Origin of the sequence: Pseudoalteromonas sp. Z1A2, from assembly GCF_011378755.1 — a bacterium.
Taxonomy (GTDB): domain Bacteria; phylum Pseudomonadota; class Gammaproteobacteria; order Enterobacterales; family Alteromonadaceae; genus Pseudoalteromonas; species Pseudoalteromonas distincta.
This window is the reverse complement of record NZ_WTKX01000007.1, coordinates 116957-138367: the sequence shown is the minus strand read 5'-3', so window position 1 is coordinate 138367 and position 21411 is coordinate 116957. Positions and strand designations below refer to the sequence as shown.

The following is a 21411-nucleotide window of genomic DNA, read 5'->3' as shown; positions in this document are numbered from 1 at the left end:
TAATCTTGAGGACGGATAGTCTCGTCCCTACATTCTATTCAGCCGTAACAGATGCTGCAGCGTTAACTGCAGCATCTAATTGGCTTAATTTTCTTCCAACTCGATGTTGATACCCAGTGAGCGGATTTCTTTCAACAATACGTTGAACGATTCTGGCATACCTGGCTCCATTTTATGGTTACCATCAACGATGTTTTTATACATCTTAGTACGACCGTTCACGTCATCCGATTTCACTGTTAGCATTTCTTGTAGAGTGTAAGCAGCACCGTAAGCTTCAAGTGCCCATACTTCCATCTCACCAAAACGCTGGCCACCGAACTGTGCTTTACCACCCAGCGGCTGCTGAGTAACAAGGCTGTAAGAACCAGTAGAACGTGCGTGCATTTTATCGTCAACCAAGTGGTTAAGTTTAAGCATGTACATGTAACCAACAGTTACTTGACGTTCAAACTGATCGCCAGTACGGCCATCATAAAGTGTAACCTGACCACTTCGAGGATATCCACCAAGCTCAAGCATGTCTTTGATTTCGCTTTCTTTCGCGCCATCAAATGCAGGAGTAGCTATTGGTAAACCACCTTTTAAGTTTTCAGCTAGACGACGAATTTCGTCATCAGTGAAGCTAGCAATGTCTACAACTTGGCGAGATTCACCAATTTCGTAAGCTTGCTTGATGAATTCACGTAGCTCATGAAGCTCACGTTGTTCTTTCATCATCTCTTCAATACGTTCACCGATACCACGTGCAGCAAGACCCATATGTGTTTCAAGGATCTGACCGATGTTCATACGCGATGGTACACCTAGTGGATTCAATACGATATCTACCGTACGACCTTTGTCATCGTAAGGCATATCTTCTACTGGTACGATAGTCGAGATAACACCTTTGTTACCGTGACGACCCGCCATTTTATCACCCGGTTGGATACGACGTTTAACAGCTAGGTATACTTTAACAATCTTAAGTACGCCTGGTGCTAAATCATCACCTTGGGTAATTTTACGACGTTTGTTTTCAAACTTTTTATCGTATTCAGCTTTAAGCTCATCGTACTGTGCAGCTAGTTGCTCAAGCTCAGCTTGCTTGTCTTCTTCAGCAAGGCTTTGCGTAAGTACTTTTTCAGCATTAAGAGATGCAAGTTTTTCTTCATCAAAACCAGCAGCTATAAGTAGCTTGCGTGCACGGTCTAAAACGCCTGCTTCTAAAATACGGAACTCTTCGTTGAAGTCTTTCTTCGCTTCGCGAAGCTGCATATCTTCAACTTCTAACGCACGTTTATCTTTTTCAACACCATCACGGGTGAAAACTTGCACGTCAATTACAGTACCAGTTACAGAGTTTGGTACACGTAAAGAGCTGTCTTTAACGTCAGACGCTTTTTCGCCGAAGATAGCACGTAGTAGCTTCTCTTCAGGTGTAAGCTGTGTCTCGCCTTTAGGAGTCACTTTACCTACTAGGATATCGCCGCCTTTAACTTCAGCACCAATATATACAACGCCTGATTCATCAAGCTTGCCTAGCGCAGACTCACCCACATTCGGGATATCTGCAGTGATCTCTTCAGGACCTAATTTAGTATCACGGGCAACACACTGTAGTTCTTGAATATGGATAGTCGTTAGACGATCTTCTTCAACTACGCGCTCTGATAACAAGATTGAATCTTCGAAGTTGTAACCGTTCCATGGCATGAATGCCACGCGAAGGTTTTGACCAAGGGCTAAGTCACCTAAGTCAGTCGAAGGACCATCTGCTAACACGTCACCACGAGTAACCGGTTCGCCAACCATACAAGTTGGTTTTTGGTTAATACATGTATTTTGGTTAGAACGTGTGTATTTGGTTAAGTTGTAGATGTCGATGCCCGCTTCACCAGGGATGCGTTCTTCTTCATGTACATTTACAACGATGCGACTTGCGTCAGCATACATTACTTCACCACCACGTTTAGCAACGATAGTTACACCAGAGTCTTTCGCTAGTGTTAACTCAATACCAGTACCTACTAACGGTTTATCCGCTTTCAATGTTGGTACTGCTTGACGTTGCATGTTTGAACCCATCAATGCACGGTTAGCATCATCGTGTTCTAGGAACGGGATAAGTGCTGCCGCTACAGAGATCACCTGTTGTGGTGATACATCCATATACTGCTGGTCCATGCGACCCATAAAGGTAGATTCACCTTTGTGACGACATGGAATAAGTTCATCAACAAACTCATTGGTTTCAGTTAAGTTTGAGTTCGCCTGTGCGATAACAAACTGACCTTCTTCAATGGCTGATAAGTAATCAACTTCATCAGTTACAACACCATCTACCACTTTGCGGTAAGGTGTTTCTAAGAAACCGTAGTCATTTGTACGTGCGTACGTAGACAACGAGTTAATTAGACCGATGTTTGGACCCTCAGGAGTCTCGATTGGACATACGCGACCATAGTGAGTTACGTGAACGTCACGTACTTCAAAGCCTGCGCGTTCACGAGTTAGACCGCCCGGACCTAATGCAGAGATACGACGTTTATGCGTAACTTCTGATAGTGGGTTATTTTGGTCCATAAACTGTGATAACTGAGACGAGCCGAAGAACTCTTTAACCGCTGCCGAAATAGGCTTAGCGTTAATAAGATCTTGTGGCATTATCGCGTCAAGGTCACCTAAGCTTAAACGCTCACGTACAGCACGTTCAACACGTACTAGACCAACACGGAATTGGTTCTCAGCCATTTCGCCAACACTACGTATACGACGGTTGCCTAAGTGATCGATATCATCAACATCGCCTTGACCGTTACGAATAGCAATTAATACTTTCATAACAGACACGATGTCTTCTTTGCTTAATGTGCCTGGGCCTGTGTCTGTATCGTAACCAACACGGCTATTGAACTTCATACGACCTACAGTAGATAAGTCATAACGCTCTTCAGAGAAGAACAAGTTCTGGAATAAGGCTTCAGCCGCGTCTTTCGTCGGTGGCTCGCCTGGGCGCATCATGCGGTAAATTTCTACTAGTGCTTCTAAACGGCTGCTTGAAGAGTCAATGTTCAATGTATTTGACATGTAAGCACCGCTGTCCACTTCATTGATATATAACGTATCAATTTTAGTGTGACCGGCTTTAACCAATTCAGCCATTAGCTCTAGAGTTAGCTCGTCATTTGCATTTGCAATAACTTCACCAGTTGATTCATCAACATAGTTTTTAGCTACAATACGGCCAATGATGTACTCATGTGGTACTTCTAATTGCTTAATGCCTTTCTTCTCGATGCTCTTGATGTGGCGAGCCGTAACACGACGACCGCTTTCAACAAATACTTCACCGTCTTCGCTCTTGATATCAAAAGCGGCAGTTTCACCACGTAAACGCGAAGGTACAAGTTCCATAAGAACTTTACCATTCGTTACTTCAAACGTAGTGTTATCGAAGAACATATCTAGGATTTCTTCGCTAGAATACTCTAGTGCACGTAGGATGATAGACGCCGGTAATTTACGACGGCGGTCAATACGTACATATAAGTTATCTTTTGCATCAAATTCGAAGTCTAACCATGAACCACGGTAAGGTATAACGCGTGCGTTATATAATACTTTACCCGATGAATGGGTTTTACCGCGGTCGTTATCAAAGAATACACCAGGGCTACGGTGTAGCTGAGAAACGATAACACGCTCTGTACCATTGATTACAAAAGTACCGGTATCTGTCATGAGCGGAATTTCGCCCATGTAAACTTCTTGCTCTTTAATGTCTTTAACTGTGCCTGGTGCTTCTTTGTCCATAACAACAAGACGCAGTTTCACGCGAAGTGGAGCAGAATAAGTCACACCGCGAATTTGACATTCTTTTACATCGAAAACTGGCTCACCAATACGGTAACTTACGTATTGAAGCTCAGAATTTCCCGAGTAGCTTTTAATAGGGAACACAGAACGGAAGGCAGCTTCCAAACCATGATCGCCATCAGCGTCCGGCACTAAGAATTTTTTAAACGATTCTAACTGTGTAGACAGTAAAAAAGGTATATCCAAAACTTGTGGACGTTTACCAAAATCCTTACGGATACGTTTCTTTTCAGAATAAGAGTAAGCCATGGGGTTCCTCAGCTTGCTGATCTTTGACCCGACCTGTTCTTGTAAGAACAGACTTAACTGGCAGCTATGCCAAGATTTTACAACATTTAACTGTTGTTCTAATTAGATCCCACTTTAACACTAGCAAACTATAAAGCGTTGAAAGTAAAGAAAAAATCAGATTTTATTTGAACTAAAAGAGTGCATCACTCTATAGCGCAAAAAGGCCGGTGATTAAATAATCACCAGCCCTTGCCTGATTTCTCAGGCAGCGAACTTAGCAAAAGCTAAATTACTTAACCTCAACTTCAGCACCAGCTTCAGTAAGATCTTTTGCAAGTGCTTCAGCTTCTTCTTTAGATACACCTTCTTTAACAGGTGTAGGAGCAGCTTCAACAAGAGCTTTCGCTTCTTTAAGGCCTAGGCCAGTTGCGCTACGAACAGCTTTGATTGCAGAAACCTTGTTAGCGCCAGCGCCAGTAAGGATTACGTCAAATTCTGTTTTCTCTTCAGCAGCTTCAGCAGCTGGACCAGCTACCATTGCAGCTGCAGCAGTTACGCCGAATTTTTCTTCCATTGCTTCGATAAGAGCAACAACGTCCATTACTGACATTTCAGCAATTGCGTCAAGGATTTGGTCTTTAGATACAGACATTACAAATTTCCTAATAATTAACGGACATTAAGTCCAAATAAATTTTACACCGAAAGTGAGATTAAACAGCTTAAAATTAAGCAGCTTGCTCTTCTTTCTGTACACGTACTGCTTCAATTGTTTTACACAATTTGCCAGCAGACGCTTCTTTCATAGCACTCATTAAGCGTGCAACAGCTTCATCGTATGTAGGTAATGTAGCAAGCATTGCTGCATCAACAACATTTCCTTCAAAAGCGGCCGTTTTAAGCTCGAATTTCTCATTCTTTTTCGCGAAATCTGAAAAGATACGCGCAGCAGCACCTGGGTGCTCTGATGAGAAAGCGATTAAGCTTGGACCAACAAATGAATCAGAAAGACACTCAAAATCTGTTCCTTCAAGAGCACGTTTTGCTAAAGTGTTACGGACAACTTTCATCCAAACACCATTTGCACGAGCTTCTTTACGAAGGGCAGTGATTGCGCCAACTGTTACACCACGAGAATCTGCAACAACTGCAGATAGAGCACCATTGGCTGCTTCGTTGACTTCAGCAACTATTGCTTTTTTGCCTTGAAGATTTAAAGCCATGGGTGTTACTCCTGGTTTAATGGGGGTACCGATTATCGGATTCCCCTGTTCTACTCTTCCCTACCAAACAAGGTAGAGATGCTTTTTACGGCGAGAGCCAGAAGGATTAGGAAAAATCTATCTGGGGTCTACACCGTCTACGTAGGTGAATATTAAGGCCGAAGCCACCTACGGTCTTGGACGGAAGCCCAATTTATCGTTAACCCCGAAGGCTTAACGAAATTATGGACTTCAACCCGAATTCTTTACTTTGCAAATTAATAAATTAATCAACAAAATGGCGCGAAATTATAGTACAAATTTCACGCCATGTAAACACTCAATTAAGAAACAATAGTGCTTAAAGTGTTTTGGTCAACAGAAACACCTGCGCCCATTGTTGTAGAGATAGTTACTTTCTTCAAGTAAACACCTTTAGCTTGAGAAGGTTTAGCCTTCTTAAGCGCAACAATTAGAGCTTCAAGGTTTTGTTGTAACTGCTCTGCAGTGAAATCAACCTTACCAATAGTAGTATGGATGATGCCATTTTTGTCATTACGGTAACGTACTTGACCTGCTTTAGCATTTTTAACTGCTTCTGCAACGTTAGGCGTTACAGTACCAGTTTTAGGGTTTGGCATTAGACCACGTGGGCCTAAGATTTGACCTAGTTGACCAACAACACGCATAGCGTCTGGTGATGCAACAACAACGTCAAAGTTCATCTCGCCTTTTTTAACTAGTTCAGCAAGATCTTCCATACCTACTAATTCAGCACCAGCTTCTTTTGCAGCTTCTGCATTAGCGCCTTGTGTGAATACAGCAACACGAACGTCACGACCAGTACCGTTAGGTAGTACAGTAGCACCACGAACGTTTTGATCAGATTTACGAGCATCGATACCAAGGTTAACGGCAACGTCAACACTTTCTACGAATTTAGCTGTCGCTAACTCTTTTAAAAGAGCAACTGCTTCATTGATTTCGTAATCTTTAGTTACTTCCACTTTTTCGCGGATAGTACGCATACGTTTAGTTAATTTAGCCATTTCTTAGTCCTCTACGTTCAAGCCCATCGCACGCGCAGAACCTGCGATAGTGCGAACCGCTGCGTCCATATCGGCAGCTGTAAGGTCAGTTCGTTTTGTCTCAACAATTTCTTCAAGTTGAGCACGAGTTACTGTGCCTACTTTATCAGTGTTAGGACGGCCTGAGCCTGACTTGATACCAGCAGCTTTCTTAAGTAAGTAAGCAGCAGGTGGCGTTTTCATGTCGAACGTAAATGAACGGTCACCGTAAACAGAGATCACTACAGGAACTGGAGCGCCTTTTTCGATAGACTCTGTACGTGCGTTAAACGCTTTACAGAATTCCATGATGTTTACACCGTGTTGACCTAGTGCAGGACCTACTGGAGGACTAGGATTAGCCATACCAGCGGCAACTTGTAGCTTGATTAGAGCTTCAACTTTTTTAGCCATTATAAATACCTCATTTGGTGGGTCTCAGCCTTGTGCGCGCGAGGACGCGTACTCTAACGGCTTCCCAGTTTAAAAATTGGTTTCGTACTTTTTGCACAGTAAAAAATAAATTTTACCTTAATACAAAAAGGCCGCTGATTATAAGTTAATCAGCGGCCTTTTTCAAGCTTCATGCCAAAATTTAAATAAAAATTAGCGAAGCTTTTTTAATCAATTACTTATCTTGCTCAACTTGACCGAATTCAAGCTCAACTGGCGTAGAACGACCAAAAATAAGTACAGATACTTTTACGCGGCTCTTTTCGTAGTCAACTTCTTCAACTACACCACTGAAATCTGCAAATGGACCATCTGTAACGCGTACAACTTCACCTGGTTCAAATAATGTAGCAGGTTTAGGTGCTTCAGCATTTTCTTGTAGGCGATTAAGAATGCGCTCAGCTTCTTTAGGGCTGATAGGAGCAGGACGATCAGACGTACCACCAATAAAGCCCATAACGCGTTCTGTGCTGTTCACTAAGTGCCAGCTTGCGTCATTCATATCCATTTGTACTAATACATAACCTGGGAAGAATTTACGCTCAGATTTACGCTTTTGGCCAGCGCGCATCTCAACAACTTCTTCAGTTGGTACTAATATCTCACCAAAGCTCGATTCTAGACCTTCGATTTTAATATGTTCAATTAACGTTTGAGCTACACGCTTTTCGTAACCAGAAAAGGCCTGTACTACATACCAACGTAACTTAATTTCTTTGTTCTCGTTCTCATCCGACATGGGATCAGATCTCCAATCCAGTTAAAAAGCCTACAGCGCGGAATAAAATGCCATCTAATCCCCAAAGGATAAGTGCCATAATCACTGTTGCAACCATTACAATTAATGTCGTGTGGGTAGTTTCTTGGCGCGTTGGCCAAATAACTTTGCGTACTTCAATTCGAGCTTCTTTAGCGAAAGCAAGAAAGTTACGTCCCTTAAATGTTTGCGAGGCAATTGCTAATCCGGCCGCTATTGCAACAACAACGCCAATAGCACGTAGTAATACAGATTGATCTGCATACATGTGATTACCAACAACTGCGCCTGCAAGTAGCGCGATTGCTACTAACCACTTTACTGACTCCATCGCACTTGATGGTGTTTCTACATTCGTGCTCATAATATTATTACCTTAACTACAGACACAACAACCCTACACTACGGCAGGGTTAATCCATTAAAATCTAAACTTAAAAACAGACTTAATTTAAACCGGTTTTTAATCTCAGACTACTCAAATAACAAGTAAAACTGGCAGGGGCGGAGAGATTCGAACTCCCAACCATCGGTTTTGGAGACCGCTGTTCTACCAATTGGAACTACGCCCCTGCAAAGTGGATGCCTATTATACTTACGCAGTTCATTAACACAAGCCTAAAAGATACCCACATTGGAAAATCTAATTAATTAATTACATTATTGTTTAAACTGCTAATAATTTAATCGGTTAGATAAACCTACAATCCAAAGATATTGATTATTTCCCTATGGTTTTATAAACGTCACTTAACAAGCTTGAAGCGCCAAACCTAAATGTATTTGCTTGCAAATAATCATCACCCATTATTGCGCGTGCTAGTGCTAAATAATCACTAGCATCGGCAACAGTTTTAACACCGCCAGCCGCTTTAAAGCCCACACGTTTGTTTGAGTTTTTAATGGCTGTTAGCATAATTTTTGTTGATTCAAGCGTGGCATTTACAGCCACTTTACCCGTACTGGTTTTTACAAAATCAGCACCGCCTTCAATTGCAAGTTTCGTGGCTTGAGTAATAAGCGCGTCAGTTTTTAGCTCGCCGCTTTCTATTATTACTTTAAGTTGCGCGCGCGACCCACACGCTTTTTTACTTTCGCTTACATAGCTAAGTACAGTTTGAGCATCGCCCGCTATTAGTTTTTTATAAGGAATAACCAAATCAATTTCGTCTGCGCCGCGCTCTATAGCAATAAGTGTTTCGTTAATTACATCACTCAGTGGTGCATCACCTGTTGGAAAGTTAGTAACTGTTGCGACTTTAACATGGTTAAGCTCACGCGCTGCGAGTGCTATTTTTGCATCATCAACAAAGTCGCTATAAACACATACAGCGGCAGGCGTGCCTAAGGTAGGATTTATGCTATCAACAAGTGCTTGAATGCTTTTGGTGGTATCGCTGGTGTTTAAGCTTGTTAAATCCATCAGTGCGACTGCTAATGCGGCATCTTTTTGGTGTTGTGTCATTAGAGCTCCGTTGCTTATGTAATACCAATTTTATTAAAAACATGATCATTTTAGCGTATTAAATAACGCACTAACTACGTTAAAAACTATTTATATAGAACAACTATGTATCATAATTTTAGCCTTGCTATTGAGCTATTTTCTCGTCGCTATAATAGATCACTAATTTAATGCAATTGGTATAAGTACAAAATTTGATATGCATCCATATTAACAAATTAAACCAAACTCGCTATAGCTCATAACCAAACACTATAAGCTGGTTATTTTACTTGTAACTCGTCGCAATCCCTTGTTAACTAGCTCTTAGGCCTAAAAAGCCCACCTATTATAACTTTTGGTTATATCAACTTGGTTTTAATTATTTTTTACTTATTGATAGCCGCTATATTCTGCTTATCAGAATAAAGCGTTTTCTTATATTTGAATTTGTTTAGGGGTCTTATTAACGTGCAGTATTTACCTATCTTTACCAAACTCGACAACAAACCAGTATTGGTTGTTGGCGGTGGAGAGGTCGCATTACGCAAATGTCGCGCGTTTTTAAAAGCGAGAGCAAGCGTTACTTTAGTAGCACCTTGGTTTTGCGACGAACTAAAAGAGCATGCACATAATAATGAAGTAACGCTTATTGATGCTTATTTTGATGAATCGCACCTTGATGGCAAAATGCTCGTTATTGCAGCAACCGACCGCGATGAAGTAAACAACAACGTATTTGAACTTGCCAATGCCCGCAATGTGTTTGTAAACGTGGTTGATGACCAACCTAAATGTACGTTTATATTCCCATCCATTGTTGACCGTGACCCAATTACGATAGCTATATCAAGTGCTGGCACAGCGCCCGTACTTGCACGTCGCTTACGCGAAAAGCTCGAAACACTTATTCCACATCATATTGGCCCACTTGCAACACTTGTCGGTGGCTTTAGAGAAAAAGTAAAAAAACGCTTTAAGCATTTTTCAGACCGCCGCCAATTTTGGGAAGGCGTGTTCGACTCATCTGTCGTGAGTAAAGTACAAACCGGCGATACCCAAGCCGCACAGCAGCAACTAGAGCAAATGCTAGATGCAAAAGCAGAACCTGAAGGCGAAGTATACGTAGTAGGTGCAGGCCCTGGCGATCCAGAGCTTTTAACACTTAAAGCACTGCAACTTATGCAACAAGCCGATGTGGTTGTTTACGACTTTTTAGTCTCTGACGAAATTATGGAACTAGTGCGCCGTGATGCTGACCTTATTTGTGTAGGTAAACGCTTAGGCGATCATAGTGTTGTTCAAGAAGATACCAACCAAATGCTGGTCGACCTTGCTAAACAAGGCAAAAAAGTGTGCCGCATTAAAGGTGGTGACCCGTTTATTTATGGCCGTGGTGGCGAAGAAGTACAAGTACTGGCTGCTAACAACGTAAATTATCAAATTGTACCGGGTATTACAGCCGCTGCAGGTTGTAGTGCTTACGCGGGTATTCCGCTAACGCATCGTGACCATGCACAAGCCATTCAATTTGTAACTGGCCACTGTAAAAAAGACGGTCAAGAACTTGATTGGCAATCGCTGGCAAAAGCAAATCAAACGCTGGCTATTTACATGGGCGTAATTAAATCGCCGCACATACAAAGCGAGCTTTTAAAACATGGCCGCAAAGCCGACACCCCTGTTGCCATTATCGAAAACGGTACACGTAAAAATCAGCGTGTAGTAACAGGCCAATTAGGCGAACTTGCCGACTTAATTGAACGCAACAGCATTATATCGCCTGCACTACTCATTATTGGCGAAGTAGCCGCCCTGCACTCGCAACTAGCGTGGTTTGGGAAAAACGAGCAAACAAGCAGCTTTGCACAGCCGCTAACAGATGTATCAAATACATAACCGAATTTTAAATTTGTAACTTTTAATCATTTTAGTAGGACGACTAACAATGGCTTTAACTCACCTTCAGCAACTTGAAGCTGAAAGTATCAAAATCATGCGCGAAGTCGCCGCTGAGTTTGAGAACCCAGTAATGCTTTACTCTATTGGTAAAGATTCGTCGGTACTTTTGCACTTAGCGCGTAAAGCATTTTACCCTGCAAAAATTCCGTTTCCGTTATTACACGTAGACACCAACTGGAAGTTTCGTGAAATGATCGAGTTTCGCGACCGTATAGCTAAAGAATATGGCTTTGATCTACTGGTACACAAAAATCCAGAAGGCATTGAAATGGGTGTAGGCCCGTTTACGCATGGCTCGGGTAAACATACCGACATAATGAAAACCCAAGGCTTAAAACAAGCGCTAGATAAATACGGCTTTGATGCTGCATTTGGTGGCGCACGCCGCGACGAAGAAAAGTCACGCGCAAAGGAGCGTGTTTATTCGTTCCGCGACAAACACCACCGTTGGGACCCTAAAAACCAACGCCCAGAGCTTTGGAATACCTACAACAGCCAAGTTAATCCGGGTGAGAGCATTCGTGTTTTCCCATTATCTAACTGGACTGAGCTTGATATTTGGCAATACATTTATCAAGAAAACATCGAAATGGTGCCATTGTACCTAGCTAAAGATCGCCCAGTAGTTGAGCGCGACGGTACTTTGATTATGGTTGACGATGAGCGTATGCCTCTTAATGAAGGTGAAGTACCGCAAATGAAATCTGTACGTTTTCGTACATTAGGCTGCTACCCACTTACCGGTGCAGTTGAATCAACAGCCAGTACTTTAACCGAAATCATCGAAGAAATGCTGCTATCTACGTCATCTGAACGTGAAGGTCGTGTTATTGACCATGATTCAGCCGGCTCAATGGAGAAGAAAAAACGTGAGGGGTATTTTTAATGTCTAGCCAAAATAACGATACATTTAACGAAGTAAAAGAAATAGGCATAGACGCCTACCTAGCACGCCAACAAGACAAAAGCTTATTACGCATGCTTACTTGTGGCAGCGTAGATGACGGTAAATCAACACTGATTGGCCGCCTACTGCACGACAGCCACCAAATTTATGAAGATCAGCTAGCAGCCCTTCATAAAGATAACGAGAAAGTAGGTAATGCAGGTGAAGATCTTGACCTTGCTTTATTAGTTGATGGCCTACAAGCTGAGCGTGAACAAGGCATTACGATTGACGTAGCGTACCGTTACTTTTCAACGGCTAAGCGTAAATTTATTATTGCCGACACGCCTGGGCACGAGCAATACACGCGCAACATGGTAACTGGTGCATCAACAAGCGATGTCGCCATTATTTTGGTTGATGCGCGTTACGGCGTACAAGTACAAACTAAGCGCCATAGCTTTATTTGTGACTCGCTGGGCATTAAACAGTTTGTTGTTGCCGTTAATAAAATGGATATCGTTGATTTTGACGAAACCGTGTATGAAAAAATTAAGGCCGATTACCTTAAATTTGCTGAGCAACTTAACGTATCAAACATTAAGTTTGTGCCTATGTCGGCGCTTAAAGGCGACAACGTAGTAACACGCTCTGCACATACACCGTATTACACCGACAAGCCGCTACTAGAATTACTAGAAGATTCGCCAGCAGCCGAAACAGATACAGGCTTTGAAGCGCGCCTACCGGTGCAATATGTCGTGCGTCCTAACTTAAACTTCCGTGGTTTTCAGGGCACACTGACATCGGGCAAGATGCACGTAGGCGATGCTATAAAAGTATTACCGTCAGGTAAAACATCAAGCATTAAAGAAATTGTTACCTTTGATGGTAATCTGGACAGCGCCGAAGCAGGCCAAGCAATTACCGTTACCCTAAATAACGAAATTGATATTAGCCGAGGGGATGTAATCGTACCTGCAAATTCAACGGCCGCTGTAACTAACCAGCTGCAAGCTAAAATTGTGTGGATGCATGAATCGCCATTAGTGTTAGGTAAAAGCTATAACCTAAAACTAGGTAGCAAAAACACCTCAGCTATTGTTAAAAAGATTGACTACACAATTGATGTAAACACGCTTGAGCACGGCACTAGCGACTCACTGCAGTTAAACGAAATTGCGATTGTAACGCTTGAACTAACCGAAACTATTTTGGCAGACGAGTACCACAGCAATCACGAAACAGGCTCGTTTATCCTAATCGATCGCTTATCAAACCTAACTGTTGCTGCCGGTATGATTGAGCAAGTACTGCAAAGCCAAACAAAGCAAAGTAACTTTAGCGAATTTGAAGTTGAATTTAACAGCTTAGTACGCAAGCACTTCCCGCATTGGCAAGCGCTTGATATTTCTAAGTTATAAGTTAACTTTAGCCTGTTAGGAATTTAAAAGCATGGTAGAACAGCTCGTTTTAACAGGCATTATGCTTACCTTAGTCGGGTGCCTTTTTGGCACCCGTATTAATCCAGCATGGTTATTTGTAAGCGCTATTGGCACCAGCTACTTAGCAGGGCTAATCGATCTTGAAAGTATGCTAGTTAACTACGCTAACCCGTCGCTTATCACTTTAGTACTATTGGTGTTAGTGTCGACCGCAATAGAAAAAACCACCCTAATTCAAAAGTTAGCGCAATCGCTATCTAAAGGTAGTTTAGTAAAATCGGTAACAAAATTGGGGTTATCAACCGCCTTTTTATCGTCGTTCACTAACAATACCGCCGTTGTTGCATCGCTTATTACCGCGATAAAAGACAATCCTAATCACTCCCCTTCAAAGCTATTATTACCGCTGTCGTACACTGCTATTTTGGGCGGCACTATCACGCTTATTGGTACATCAACCAACTTAATCGTTAATGGCTTTGCAGTAGATGCGGGTATGGAACCGCTGGGCTTTTTTGACTTTACCTTAGTGGGTTTAGGCGCGTTAAGCGTAGGCCTAATTACCATTTTAGTGATGCTTAAATACTTACCCGACAACGGTAAAAGCGACCAAGAAGTCGTGCCTTTTTACCTAGAAGGTAAAGTACAAGCAAGCTCAAAATTAATAGGCCAAACCGTAGAAGAAAACGGCCTACGTGATTTAAAAGACTTATTCCTTGCTGAAATCATTCGCGCTGGCAGCCGCATTTGCGCAGTCACCCCGCTGCAAATTATTCAAAAAGACGACGTGCTGCTGTTTGTAGGTGATATAAAATCGGTGCCATTACTTACCCGTTTCGACGGCCTAAAAGTAGTACACGAAAATCATCAAAAAGACATAGAACACTTAGTAGAAGTAGTTGTAAGTCAATCTTCAAAATTTATTGGTAAAACCGTAAAAGAAGCCCGCTTTAGAGAGCAGTTTCATGCTGCTGTTATTGCCATTCGCCGTGGACATGACCGCTTACAAGGCGGCCTTGGGCAAGTGCAATTACAAGCTGGCGACTCACTTATACTCGCACCAGGCAAAAACTTTTACACTTTGCCTAATTTAAAGCGCGAATTTGTGTATATTTCAGGGTTTGACTTACAAGCCCACCTTGCACCTAAGCAATCAAATATTGTGCTACTAAGCTTTGCCGCAGTACTGGGTTTAAGCATTATTGGCATAGTGCCGCTGGTTAAAGGCTTATTAGTATTACTGATTGGCTTAATGCTCAGCGGCACCATAAAACTTAACGAAGTAAAACGCCGTTTCCCTATCGAGTTATTGGTGGTTGTAGGTAGCGCCATTGGCCTTGCTAAATTAATGATAGGCACCGGACTTGCCGGGCAAATATCCGACGCCATGTTTATGGTACTTGGCGACTTTGGTCCGTACGGCGCGTTTATTGCCATATTTTTAATGACCGTATTATTTACCGAGCTTATTACTAATAACGCAGCAGCTGCCTTGTCGTTCCCTGTTGCTTACTCGCTCGCGGTTGGTTTTAATGTAGACCCACTACCGTTTATTATGGCGGTTGCCTTTGGCGCATCAGCCAGCTTTATATCGCCATTTGGGTATCAAACTAACCTAATGGTTTATAGCGCGGGTAACTATCGCTTAAAAGATTACATAGTGATGGGCTTACCCCTTTCTATTATTTATTCAATCACGGTATTAACCCTGATCCCGCTGGTATTTCCGTTTTAATACCTGCGCTCACAGCATAAGAGACTCTCACTATGGATGAAAATATAGTTTGGCATAACTACGCAACTACAAAAGCACAGCGTAGTGAGCAAAAAAAACATAAGCCCGCTATTTTATGGTTTACCGGCTTTTCAGGCTCTGGCAAAAGCACCGTAGCAAACGCACTAGAAGCGGCGCTTAATCAGCAAGGTACGCACACTTACCTGCTCGATGGCGACAACGTACGCCACGGTTTGTGTAAAGATCTAGGCTTTAGCGACGAAGACCGCATTGAAAACATACGCCGCGTAGGCGAAACCGCAAAACTAATGACCGACGCTGGCTTGTTAGTACTTACTGCGTTTATATCGCCTTTTAGAGCAGAACGCGACATGGTGCGCAGCTTAGTAGACGAAGGCGAATTTATCGAAGTATTTATCGATACCCCACTGGATGTATGCGAAAGCCGCGATCCAAAAGGCTTATACAAAAAAGCCCGCGCTGGAGAGATAAAACACTTCACTGGTATCGATTCAAGCTACGAAGTGCCAAACAATCCAGAAATAATTTTAGATACAAGTAAAAACACCCTAGACCAATCGGTTACACAACTGATAACGTATCTAAAACAAAAGCACATAATATAGGTTAACCCCATGAATCAAACCGAACTGCTAGAAGAAACCCTCATCCTTGCCCGCAAAGCAGGCCAAGCGATAATGGGAATTTACGAAAAGGATTTTAACGTTGAGTACAAAGCCGATGAAAGCCCCGTAACCGACGCCGATTTAGCAGCTCATAAAGTGATTGTGGCAGGGCTTCAACAGCTCACACCTGATATTCCAATACTTAGTGAAGAAAACGCCGACATAAGCTGGGATGTACGCCAAACGTGGAAAAGCTACTGGTTAGTTGACCCAATCGACGGCACTAAAGAATTTATTAAAAAGAACGGTGAATTTACCGTAAACATCGCCCTAATTAAAAACGGCATTCCTATTTTAGCCGTAGTAGATGCACCTGCCCTTGGCGTATCGTACTTAGCCGCCGAAGCCATTGGCGCATTTAAAGATAAAGGCGATGAGCGAATTGAGCTTAAGGTAACTACCAAACCTAACAAAGGGTTAATTCGAGTTGTAGGCAGTCGCTCTCACCCATCACCCGATTTAGCCGAGTTTGTAAAACGCTTTGACGAGGTTGAAATGGTGTCTAAAGGCAGCTCACTAAAGCTGTGTTTAGTCGCTGAGGGCAGCGCCGACATTTACCCGCGCTTAGGCCCAACGTGCGAATGGGATACAGGCGCAGGCCACGCCATCGCCGAAATAGCCGGTGCTAAAGTCACTAAGCTTGATGGCAGCCCGCTTATTTATAACACCAAAGATGAATACTTAAATCCGTATTTTGTGGTTTCGGCTTTAGAGGGATAAGAGCAGTTTTGAGTGGTTAGCTATCAGTTGTTAAAAAGACAATTGGTAGCTTTTTCTCTTCATATTATGAAAAGGTGACAACTACACGTTGAGAAGACTATTACCCTGTTGAAAGCGCTTATTATATGCCTCTAGTTTGCAGGCTTATTTCTGTATCTTCGCAACTTTCTTAACAAGTGTTCGGGATCTTCGTCAGAGCCTTTAGCTCTCAAATATTCTTCGGCTATTTCATATTGCGAACGTTTTTTCTTTTTGTTACCAATGGCTTCCATAGATAATGTCATCTCTAAAAATTTAACGTCTTCCTTTTTTGCTTCTCGCCCAGAAAAGTTTCCAATACCTTTAATGGGCTTCCCATAAAATGATTCTTCAAGATCAACTTTACCAGCTTGTAACATATACACTTCATAAATCTCTGATATTTTTAGTAGTAATTCAGGTGGTGGGTAAATCCCAAATTCCATAAAATATGCAAGTTTACCAAGTGGATTTTCCGACTCTATAGGGCGATTACTTTCTAAATTTAACTCACTATAAAAATGTTTATTGAGGTACTTCCACGCCTCCTCTAATTCATTAATGGTTTGCTCATTAATATCTAGATATTTACTCTTCATAGCCAACCTTTAAAATATTACTGTAAAAATGAATGCAGCAATTATGCTACCTAAAGTATTTAACGCTAATATACCACTTGGTTTCTCGTACCACTTTATTGAATTATTACTCATACTATTCCCCCTTAATTAGTTAAGTAATAATTATTAATTAAATAAACCTAATAAGTAAGGACACTCAAGCTTCTAGATATCCGTTGCCACACCTACTCAGATAAAATCTAAAAAACTATAAAATAAAGTAAGAATTGACGGGAGCTATGGCGTGTTGGGTTTTATTACTTTAGGTCTTGTTTTTAGTTTAGGACGAAAGCCAAAAAGAATGATCTAATCCAATTTACTAAGTACTTACCCCTCATTGCACACTTTTTAAAAGCAACAACCCTTAACGATTTTGCTGGGCGATAAAAGCAAGCGAGTGCTGATTAAATAAGTCAGGGCGTTCCACATTACAAACATGGCCGCAATGGTGAATAGTTTGCAGTACGCTATTTTTATGGCGCTTTACCATTTCTTTAACAGGGCCAAGGAACATATGATCTTCTTTGCCCATAATGTACAGAATGGGAATATCAATGTCTTTTTCTTTGAAGTACTGCATTAAGGGGTTTACGTCCATGGCTAATTTAAACCATTTTATAAACTCTTTTTGGCACAAGCGTTTTGCTTCACGAACAAACAAAAGTCGAGATTCTTTATGGCGCTTTTTAGGCATCATAATAAAAGCAAATAAACGATACAGCCACATATAAGGCAAGAAGTGTTTAAAAGTATTACCTAAATAAACCAATGTATTACTGCGAGTATTAAAACGAGTAACCGCTCCACCTAGCACCATGCTAGAAACATATTGCGGCGCAATTTCAGCAATATTTCGAATAAGAATTGTACCCAATGAAATACCAACAAAGTGTGCGCTGGAGATATTGTTATGATCTAACACATCAATGATGTCTTTAGAGACATTATTAAATGAATAATTATTATCAACAAAGTTTTGTACTAAGTTATTCGATTTACCGTGACCACGAAGATCTAGCAGCAATACATTATATTCTTTTTTATAGGCTTTAAGCTGACGAAACCAAATTGCCGAGCTACCACCTGCTCCATGGACAAATACAACCCATGTTTTACTGGTTTCGTGCGCAAAAGTAGTATGGAAGAGAATCTCTTTGCTCATTGCAGTTAGTGGCCTATTTACTTCGTTTGGCATATTCAATTGCAGGAAGTATAACGGAGTTTAATAAAAATCTCTTATGAAGTTCAGATCAATGGCTTCTACTTAACAGCTTTTCGGTGCAGATTCTGATTTTTAAATGAAAACTAATAAAAATGACCAGTCCCTATTTTTACGTTATGAAAACCGCCTACCTCGGCTTTGCTGCTCGCGTGACACTATAGCGTGTTGGGTTTCGCTGCCCTCAAACCAACCTACTTTAAAATTATAATGTGGTGCTGCCGCTTAAGGGTGTTGCTCACTTTTACACCGCTGTTTCGTATTCATGACACTTACCCTTCAATTTGGTCTAATTAATTAGTCTACAAATCCTCTCAAAACATGAAATTTTTAGCTAAAAACTATATTCTTGCGCGCGATTATTATTTAAATAATGGATAAACACACACATGACAACATCTCAAGATGCAACGCTTTCAAATGCATCAACAACAGGTGCACACACACCTTCAAACACACCCACTTCTAAATGGAACCTGCACGATACGCAGTGGACTTTAAGCCTTTTTGGTACCGCCGTTGGTGCGGGTATTTTATTTTTACCTATTAATATTGGCATTGGCGGTTTTTGGCCGTTAATTATTTTGGCATGCTTAGCATTTCCAATGACCTTTTGTGCACACCGTGGATTAGCGCGTTTTGTACTTTCATCAAAAAATAAAGATGCCGATTTTACCGATGTAGTTGAAGAGCACTTTGGTGTGACTGCGGGGCGGTTAATTTCTTTATTGTACTTTTTATCTATATTCCCAATTTTGCTTATTTACGGTGTGGGCTTAACTAATACCGTTGATAGCTTTATGGTTAATCAAATGGGGATGGAATCACCTTCTCGCGTGTTGCTTTCGGGTGTATTAGTTGCAGGTATGATTAGCTTAATGATGGGCGGCGAGCGCTTAATGCTGCGTGCCTTTGCTATTTTAGTTTACCCGCTTGTGGGTATATTGTTCTTTTTATCACTTTATTTAATCCCAAGCTGGCAAATGCCAGATATGACACTGCCTGAAATGGGCAGCTTTGGAAAAACGTTGTGGTTATCGATTCCTATTATTGTATTTTCGTTTAGCCACGCAGCGGCTATCTCAAGCTTTGTAAACGTGCAACGCGGTCATTACGGAGAACAAGCTACACATAAGTCTGAGGCGATTTTAAAGCGCACTAGCTTACTACTTATTACCTTTGTACTGTTATTTGTGTTCTCTTGCGTGCTGTCGCTTACAGGCGAGCAAATGGCAGCGGCTAAAGCAGCTAACGTATCGGTTTTATCCTACCTTGCTAATATTACTGATAACTCGTTTATTGCCACACTTGGGCCGCTTGTTGCCTTTATTGCTATTACATCGTCGTTTTTGGGTCACTTTTTAGGGGCACGTGAAAGCTTTACGGGTTTAGTAACTAAGCAAACAAGCTTAAGCGCAAAAGCGGCTGATAAAATTGGTGTGTTAATTATGTTTTTAGCTATTTGGTTTTGCGCTGTTAAAAACCCAAGTATTTTAGACATGATGGATCAGTTATCGGGCCCTATCATCGCAATGATTTTATTCATCATGCCAATGATTGCAGTTTATAAAGTGCCTGCACTTCATAAATACCGCAACCGATTAAGCACGCTATTTATATTAGCGGTTGGCTCACTTGCTGTATTTGCACTTATTTACAGCATGATTAATTAATACGCTATATATTCAAAAGCCCAGCTAATTTAATTAGCTGGGCTTTTTTAGCCATAAAAAAATGGCGCTCACTGAGCGCCATTTTTAATTTAATTCGTTGCTATTATTCTGTATCTGGCAGGTTACGGCCATAGAATATTTCTTGCATTTCGCGAGTCAGCTTAGAGCGAATTTCGTCTTCTTCTTCATCCGATAACTCATCAGTAGAAAGGCCGAATAAATAGGTATTTAAGTCGGTTTCTTTTAACATCATTTTAGTATGGAACAGGTTTTCTTGATACACGTTCACGTCCATCATTTGGTACGCTTCTTTGGTATCTTCTGTCATGAAGTTTTGAATCGAGCTAATAGCATGATCAATGTAGTGCTTAACACCGTTTATGTCGCGGGTAAAACCACGAACGCGGTAGTCTATTGTTACTACGTCTGACTCAAGGCTATGAATTAAGAAGTTTAACGCTTTAAGTGGCGAAATAATGCCACAGGTAGATACTTCAATATCAGCACGGAATGTACAAATACCATCATCAGGGTGAGCTTCTGGGTATGTGTGTACACAAATGTGGCTTTTATCTAGGTGTGCAACAACTGAATCAGGTAATGGGCCTGGTGCTTCGTCAGCATCGTAATTTTGCTGCTCTTCTACTGGTTCTTCTGAAACCAAAATAGTTACACTTGCGCCTTGCGGTTCATAATCTTGGCGCGCTACATTTAAAATGTTAGCACCAATAATATCAACAACTTCACCTAAAATATCGGTTAGTCTATCTGCACTGTACTGCTCATCGATATATTCAATATATTCTTTACGTTGTTGCTCGGTCTTTGCGTAACAAATATCATAAATACTAAAGCTTAAACTTTTGGTTAAATTGTTAAAGCCATGAAGTTTAAGTTTATCGAAGGGTTTGTTCATAATAAACCAACCTATAAATTAGTGGGTTCTGCACCTGCAGAATGAAAAGTTCGCGGATTTTATACGAATTCTTCTCGTGGAAAAAGCGTTATTTTGCTTGATCTTGCACAACTTCGTGGCTATGCGTAATTTCTACTGTTTTATCAAGCATTAATGCAACCGAGCAATACTTTTCAGCAGAGAGTGAAACTGCACGTGCAAGGTGCTTTTCAGACACATTATTGCCTTTAACAACAAAGTGTAAGTTGATTTTGGTAAACACGCGCGGTGCTGTTTCGGCGCGTTCTGCACTGAGTTGCACTTGTACGTCTGAAAAATCTTGTTTAGCTTTTTTTAAAATACTAACCACATCAACTGATGAGCAACAGCCAACTGACATTAAAACCATTTCCATTGGGCTTGGTGCTGCGCTATCGCTACCGCCATCAAACACAACATTGTGGTTAGAATTAGAACGGCCAATAAACGTATCGCCTTCAACCCATTTTACATTTGCTTGCATTGTTATATCTCAAA

At 41.4% G+C, this 21411-nt stretch carries 19 protein-coding genes and 1 tRNA gene; 7 read left to right on the top strand and 13 right to left on the bottom strand.

Annotated features, from left to right (window positions below; genetic code table 11):
• Positions 1–84: 84 nt before the first annotated feature.
• The 9 genes from rpoB to deoC form a co-directional block, all read right to left on the bottom strand.
• Entirely contained in the window at positions 85–4110 is a 4026-nt protein-coding gene (rpoB, locus tag GQR47_RS07525) for a DNA-directed RNA polymerase subunit beta (protein WP_024597281.1), read from the bottom strand.
• A 271-nt stretch (positions 4111–4381) separates the two neighbouring features.
• The gene (gene rplL, locus GQR47_RS07520; protein WP_002958882.1) at positions 4382–4744 is read right to left on the bottom strand and encodes a 50S ribosomal protein L7/L12; all 363 of its coding nucleotides are present in this window, start codon (positions 4742–4744) and stop codon (positions 4382–4384) included.
• A 76-nt stretch (positions 4745–4820) separates the two neighbouring features.
• Positions 4821–5315 (bottom strand): 50S ribosomal protein L10, encoded by a 495-nt coding sequence (gene rplJ / locus GQR47_RS07515; protein ID WP_002958881.1) that lies wholly within the window; start codon positions 5313–5315, stop codon positions 4821–4823.
• A 323-nt stretch (positions 5316–5638) separates the two neighbouring features.
• On the bottom strand, positions 5639–6343 hold the full coding sequence (gene rplA, locus GQR47_RS07510) for a 50S ribosomal protein L1 (protein ID WP_165723700.1): 705 nt from the start codon (positions 6341–6343) through the stop codon (positions 5639–5641).
• A gap of 3 nt (positions 6344–6346) precedes the next feature.
• A complete protein-coding gene (rplK, locus tag GQR47_RS07505; RefSeq protein WP_002958879.1) occupies positions 6347–6775 on the bottom strand; it encodes a 50S ribosomal protein L11 in 429 nt (142 codons plus the stop codon).
• A gap of 214 nt (positions 6776–6989) precedes the next feature.
• On the bottom strand, positions 6990–7553 hold the full coding sequence (gene nusG, locus GQR47_RS07500) for a transcription termination/antitermination protein NusG (RefSeq protein ID WP_002958878.1): 564 nt from the start codon (positions 7551–7553) through the stop codon (positions 6990–6992).
• A gap of 4 nt (positions 7554–7557) precedes the next feature.
• Positions 7558–7935: a preprotein translocase subunit SecE gene (gene secE, locus GQR47_RS07495; protein WP_002958877.1), complete on the bottom strand. Its 378-nt coding sequence runs from the start codon at positions 7933–7935 to the stop codon at positions 7558–7560.
• 132 nt (positions 7936–8067) lie between these two features.
• Positions 8068–8144, bottom strand: a tRNA-Trp gene (locus GQR47_RS07490).
• Between the two features lie 148 nt (positions 8145–8292).
• Entirely contained in the window at positions 8293–9036 is a 744-nt protein-coding gene (deoC, locus tag GQR47_RS07485) for a deoxyribose-phosphate aldolase (RefSeq protein WP_165723699.1), read from the bottom strand.
• A gap of 450 nt (positions 9037–9486) precedes the next feature.
• On the opposite strand from deoC, the gene cysG reads away from it, so the two are divergent.
• The 6 genes from cysG to cysQ are packed head-to-tail and all read left to right on the top strand — an operon-like array spanning position 9487 to position 16449.
• Entirely contained in the window at positions 9487–10914 is a 1428-nt protein-coding gene (gene cysG / locus GQR47_RS07480) for a siroheme synthase CysG (protein ID WP_165723698.1), read from the top strand.
• A 49-nt stretch (positions 10915–10963) separates the two neighbouring features.
• Positions 10964–11863: a sulfate adenylyltransferase subunit CysD gene (cysD, locus tag GQR47_RS07475; protein ID WP_002958873.1), complete on the top strand. Its 900-nt coding sequence runs from the start codon at positions 10964–10966 to the stop codon at positions 11861–11863.
• The gene (cysN, locus tag GQR47_RS07470; protein ID WP_024603862.1) at positions 11863–13287 is read left to right on the top strand and encodes a sulfate adenylyltransferase subunit CysN; all 1425 of its coding nucleotides are present in this window, start codon (positions 11863–11865) and stop codon (positions 13285–13287) included. The genes cysD and cysN overlap by 1 nt, the downstream gene beginning before the upstream one ends.
• Before the next feature lie 31 nt (positions 13288–13318).
• On the top strand, positions 13319–15043 hold the full coding sequence (locus GQR47_RS07465; RefSeq protein ID WP_165723697.1) for an SLC13 family permease: 1725 nt from the start codon (positions 13319–13321) through the stop codon (positions 15041–15043).
• Positions 15044–15075: 32 nt separating this feature from the next.
• Entirely contained in the window at positions 15076–15669 is a 594-nt protein-coding gene (gene cysC / locus GQR47_RS07460; RefSeq protein WP_007378439.1) for an adenylyl-sulfate kinase, read from the top strand.
• Positions 15670–15678: 9 nt separating this feature from the next.
• Positions 15679–16449, top strand: coding sequence for a 3'(2'),5'-bisphosphate nucleotidase CysQ (gene cysQ, locus GQR47_RS07455; protein WP_165723696.1), 771 nt, complete (start codon positions 15679–15681; stop codon positions 16447–16449).
• Between the two features lie 131 nt (positions 16450–16580).
• Here cysQ and GQR47_RS07450 read toward each other — a convergent pair whose 3' ends face one another.
• Together GQR47_RS07450 and GQR47_RS07445 are read right to left on the bottom strand one after the other, a co-directional pair.
• Complete coding sequence (locus GQR47_RS07450; RefSeq protein WP_165723695.1) at positions 16581–17066, bottom strand: hypothetical protein; 486 nt, start codon at positions 17064–17066, stop codon at positions 16581–16583.
• A 385-nt stretch (positions 17067–17451) separates the two neighbouring features.
• Positions 17452–18249, bottom strand: a complete 798-nt coding sequence (locus tag GQR47_RS07445; protein WP_165723694.1) for an alpha/beta hydrolase — start codon at positions 18247–18249, stop codon at positions 17452–17454.
• 446 nt (positions 18250–18695) lie between these two features.
• On the opposite strand from GQR47_RS07445, the gene GQR47_RS07440 reads away from it, so the two are divergent.
• A complete protein-coding gene (locus GQR47_RS07440) occupies positions 18696–19979 on the top strand; it encodes an aromatic amino acid transport family protein (protein WP_024603811.1) in 1284 nt (427 codons plus the stop codon).
• A gap of 103 nt (positions 19980–20082) precedes the next feature.
• Here the strand turns inward: GQR47_RS07440 and speD are convergent, their stop codons facing one another.
• Positions 20083–20895 carry an adenosylmethionine decarboxylase gene (gene speD, locus GQR47_RS07435; protein ID WP_024597058.1) on the bottom strand — a complete coding sequence of 271 codons (813 nt, stop codon included), beginning with the start codon at positions 20893–20895 and terminating at the stop codon, positions 20083–20085.
• Between the two features lie 88 nt (positions 20896–20983).
• The gene (locus GQR47_RS07430; protein ID WP_002958863.1) at positions 20984–21397 is read right to left on the bottom strand and encodes an OsmC family protein; all 414 of its coding nucleotides are present in this window, start codon (positions 21395–21397) and stop codon (positions 20984–20986) included.
• Between the last annotated feature and the right edge of the window lie 14 nt (positions 21398–21411).

Coding starts and splice junctions, on each gene's coding strand:
- cysQ (WP_165723696.1), top strand. CDS start 15,679: ATGAATCAAACCGAACTGCTAGAAGAAACCCTCATCCTTGCCCGCAAA.
- secE (WP_002958877.1), bottom strand. CDS start 7,935: ATGAGCACGAATGTAGAAACACCATCAAGTGCGATGGAGTCAGTAAAG.
- GQR47_RS07450 (WP_165723695.1), bottom strand. CDS start 17,066: ATGAAGAGTAAATATCTAGATATTAATGAGCAAACCATTAATGAATTA.
- rplJ (WP_002958881.1), bottom strand. CDS start 5,315: ATGGCTTTAAATCTTCAAGGCAAAAAAGCAATAGTTGCTGAAGTCAAC.
- cysC (WP_007378439.1), top strand. CDS start 15,076: ATGGATGAAAATATAGTTTGGCATAACTACGCAACTACAAAAGCACAG.
- speD (WP_024597058.1), bottom strand. CDS start 20,895: ATGAACAAACCCTTCGATAAACTTAAACTTCATGGCTTTAACAATTTA.
- rpoB (WP_024597281.1), bottom strand. CDS start 4,110: ATGGCTTACTCTTATTCTGAAAAGAAACGTATCCGTAAGGATTTTGGT.
- rplK (WP_002958879.1), bottom strand. CDS start 6,775: ATGGCTAAAAAAGTTGAAGCTCTAATCAAGCTACAAGTTGCCGCTGGT.
- GQR47_RS07430 (WP_002958863.1), bottom strand. CDS start 21,397: ATGCAAGCAAATGTAAAATGGGTTGAAGGCGATACGTTTATTGGCCGT.
- cysD (WP_002958873.1), top strand. CDS start 10,964: ATGGCTTTAACTCACCTTCAGCAACTTGAAGCTGAAAGTATCAAAATC.
- cysN (WP_024603862.1), top strand. CDS start 11,863: ATGTCTAGCCAAAATAACGATACATTTAACGAAGTAAAAGAAATAGGC.
- rplA (WP_165723700.1), bottom strand. CDS start 6,343: ATGGCTAAATTAACTAAACGTATGCGTACTATCCGCGAAAAAGTGGAA.
- rplL (WP_002958882.1), bottom strand. CDS start 4,744: ATGTCTGTATCTAAAGACCAAATCCTTGACGCAATTGCTGAAATGTCA.
- GQR47_RS07440 (WP_024603811.1), top strand. CDS start 18,696: ATGACAACATCTCAAGATGCAACGCTTTCAAATGCATCAACAACAGGT.
- GQR47_RS07465 (WP_165723697.1), top strand. CDS start 13,319: ATGGTAGAACAGCTCGTTTTAACAGGCATTATGCTTACCTTAGTCGGG.
- GQR47_RS07445 (WP_165723694.1), bottom strand. CDS start 18,249: ATGAGCAAAGAGATTCTCTTCCATACTACTTTTGCGCACGAAACCAGT.
- deoC (WP_165723699.1), bottom strand. CDS start 9,036: ATGACACAACACCAAAAAGATGCCGCATTAGCAGTCGCACTGATGGAT.
- nusG (WP_002958878.1), bottom strand. CDS start 7,553: ATGTCGGATGAGAACGAGAACAAAGAAATTAAGTTACGTTGGTATGTA.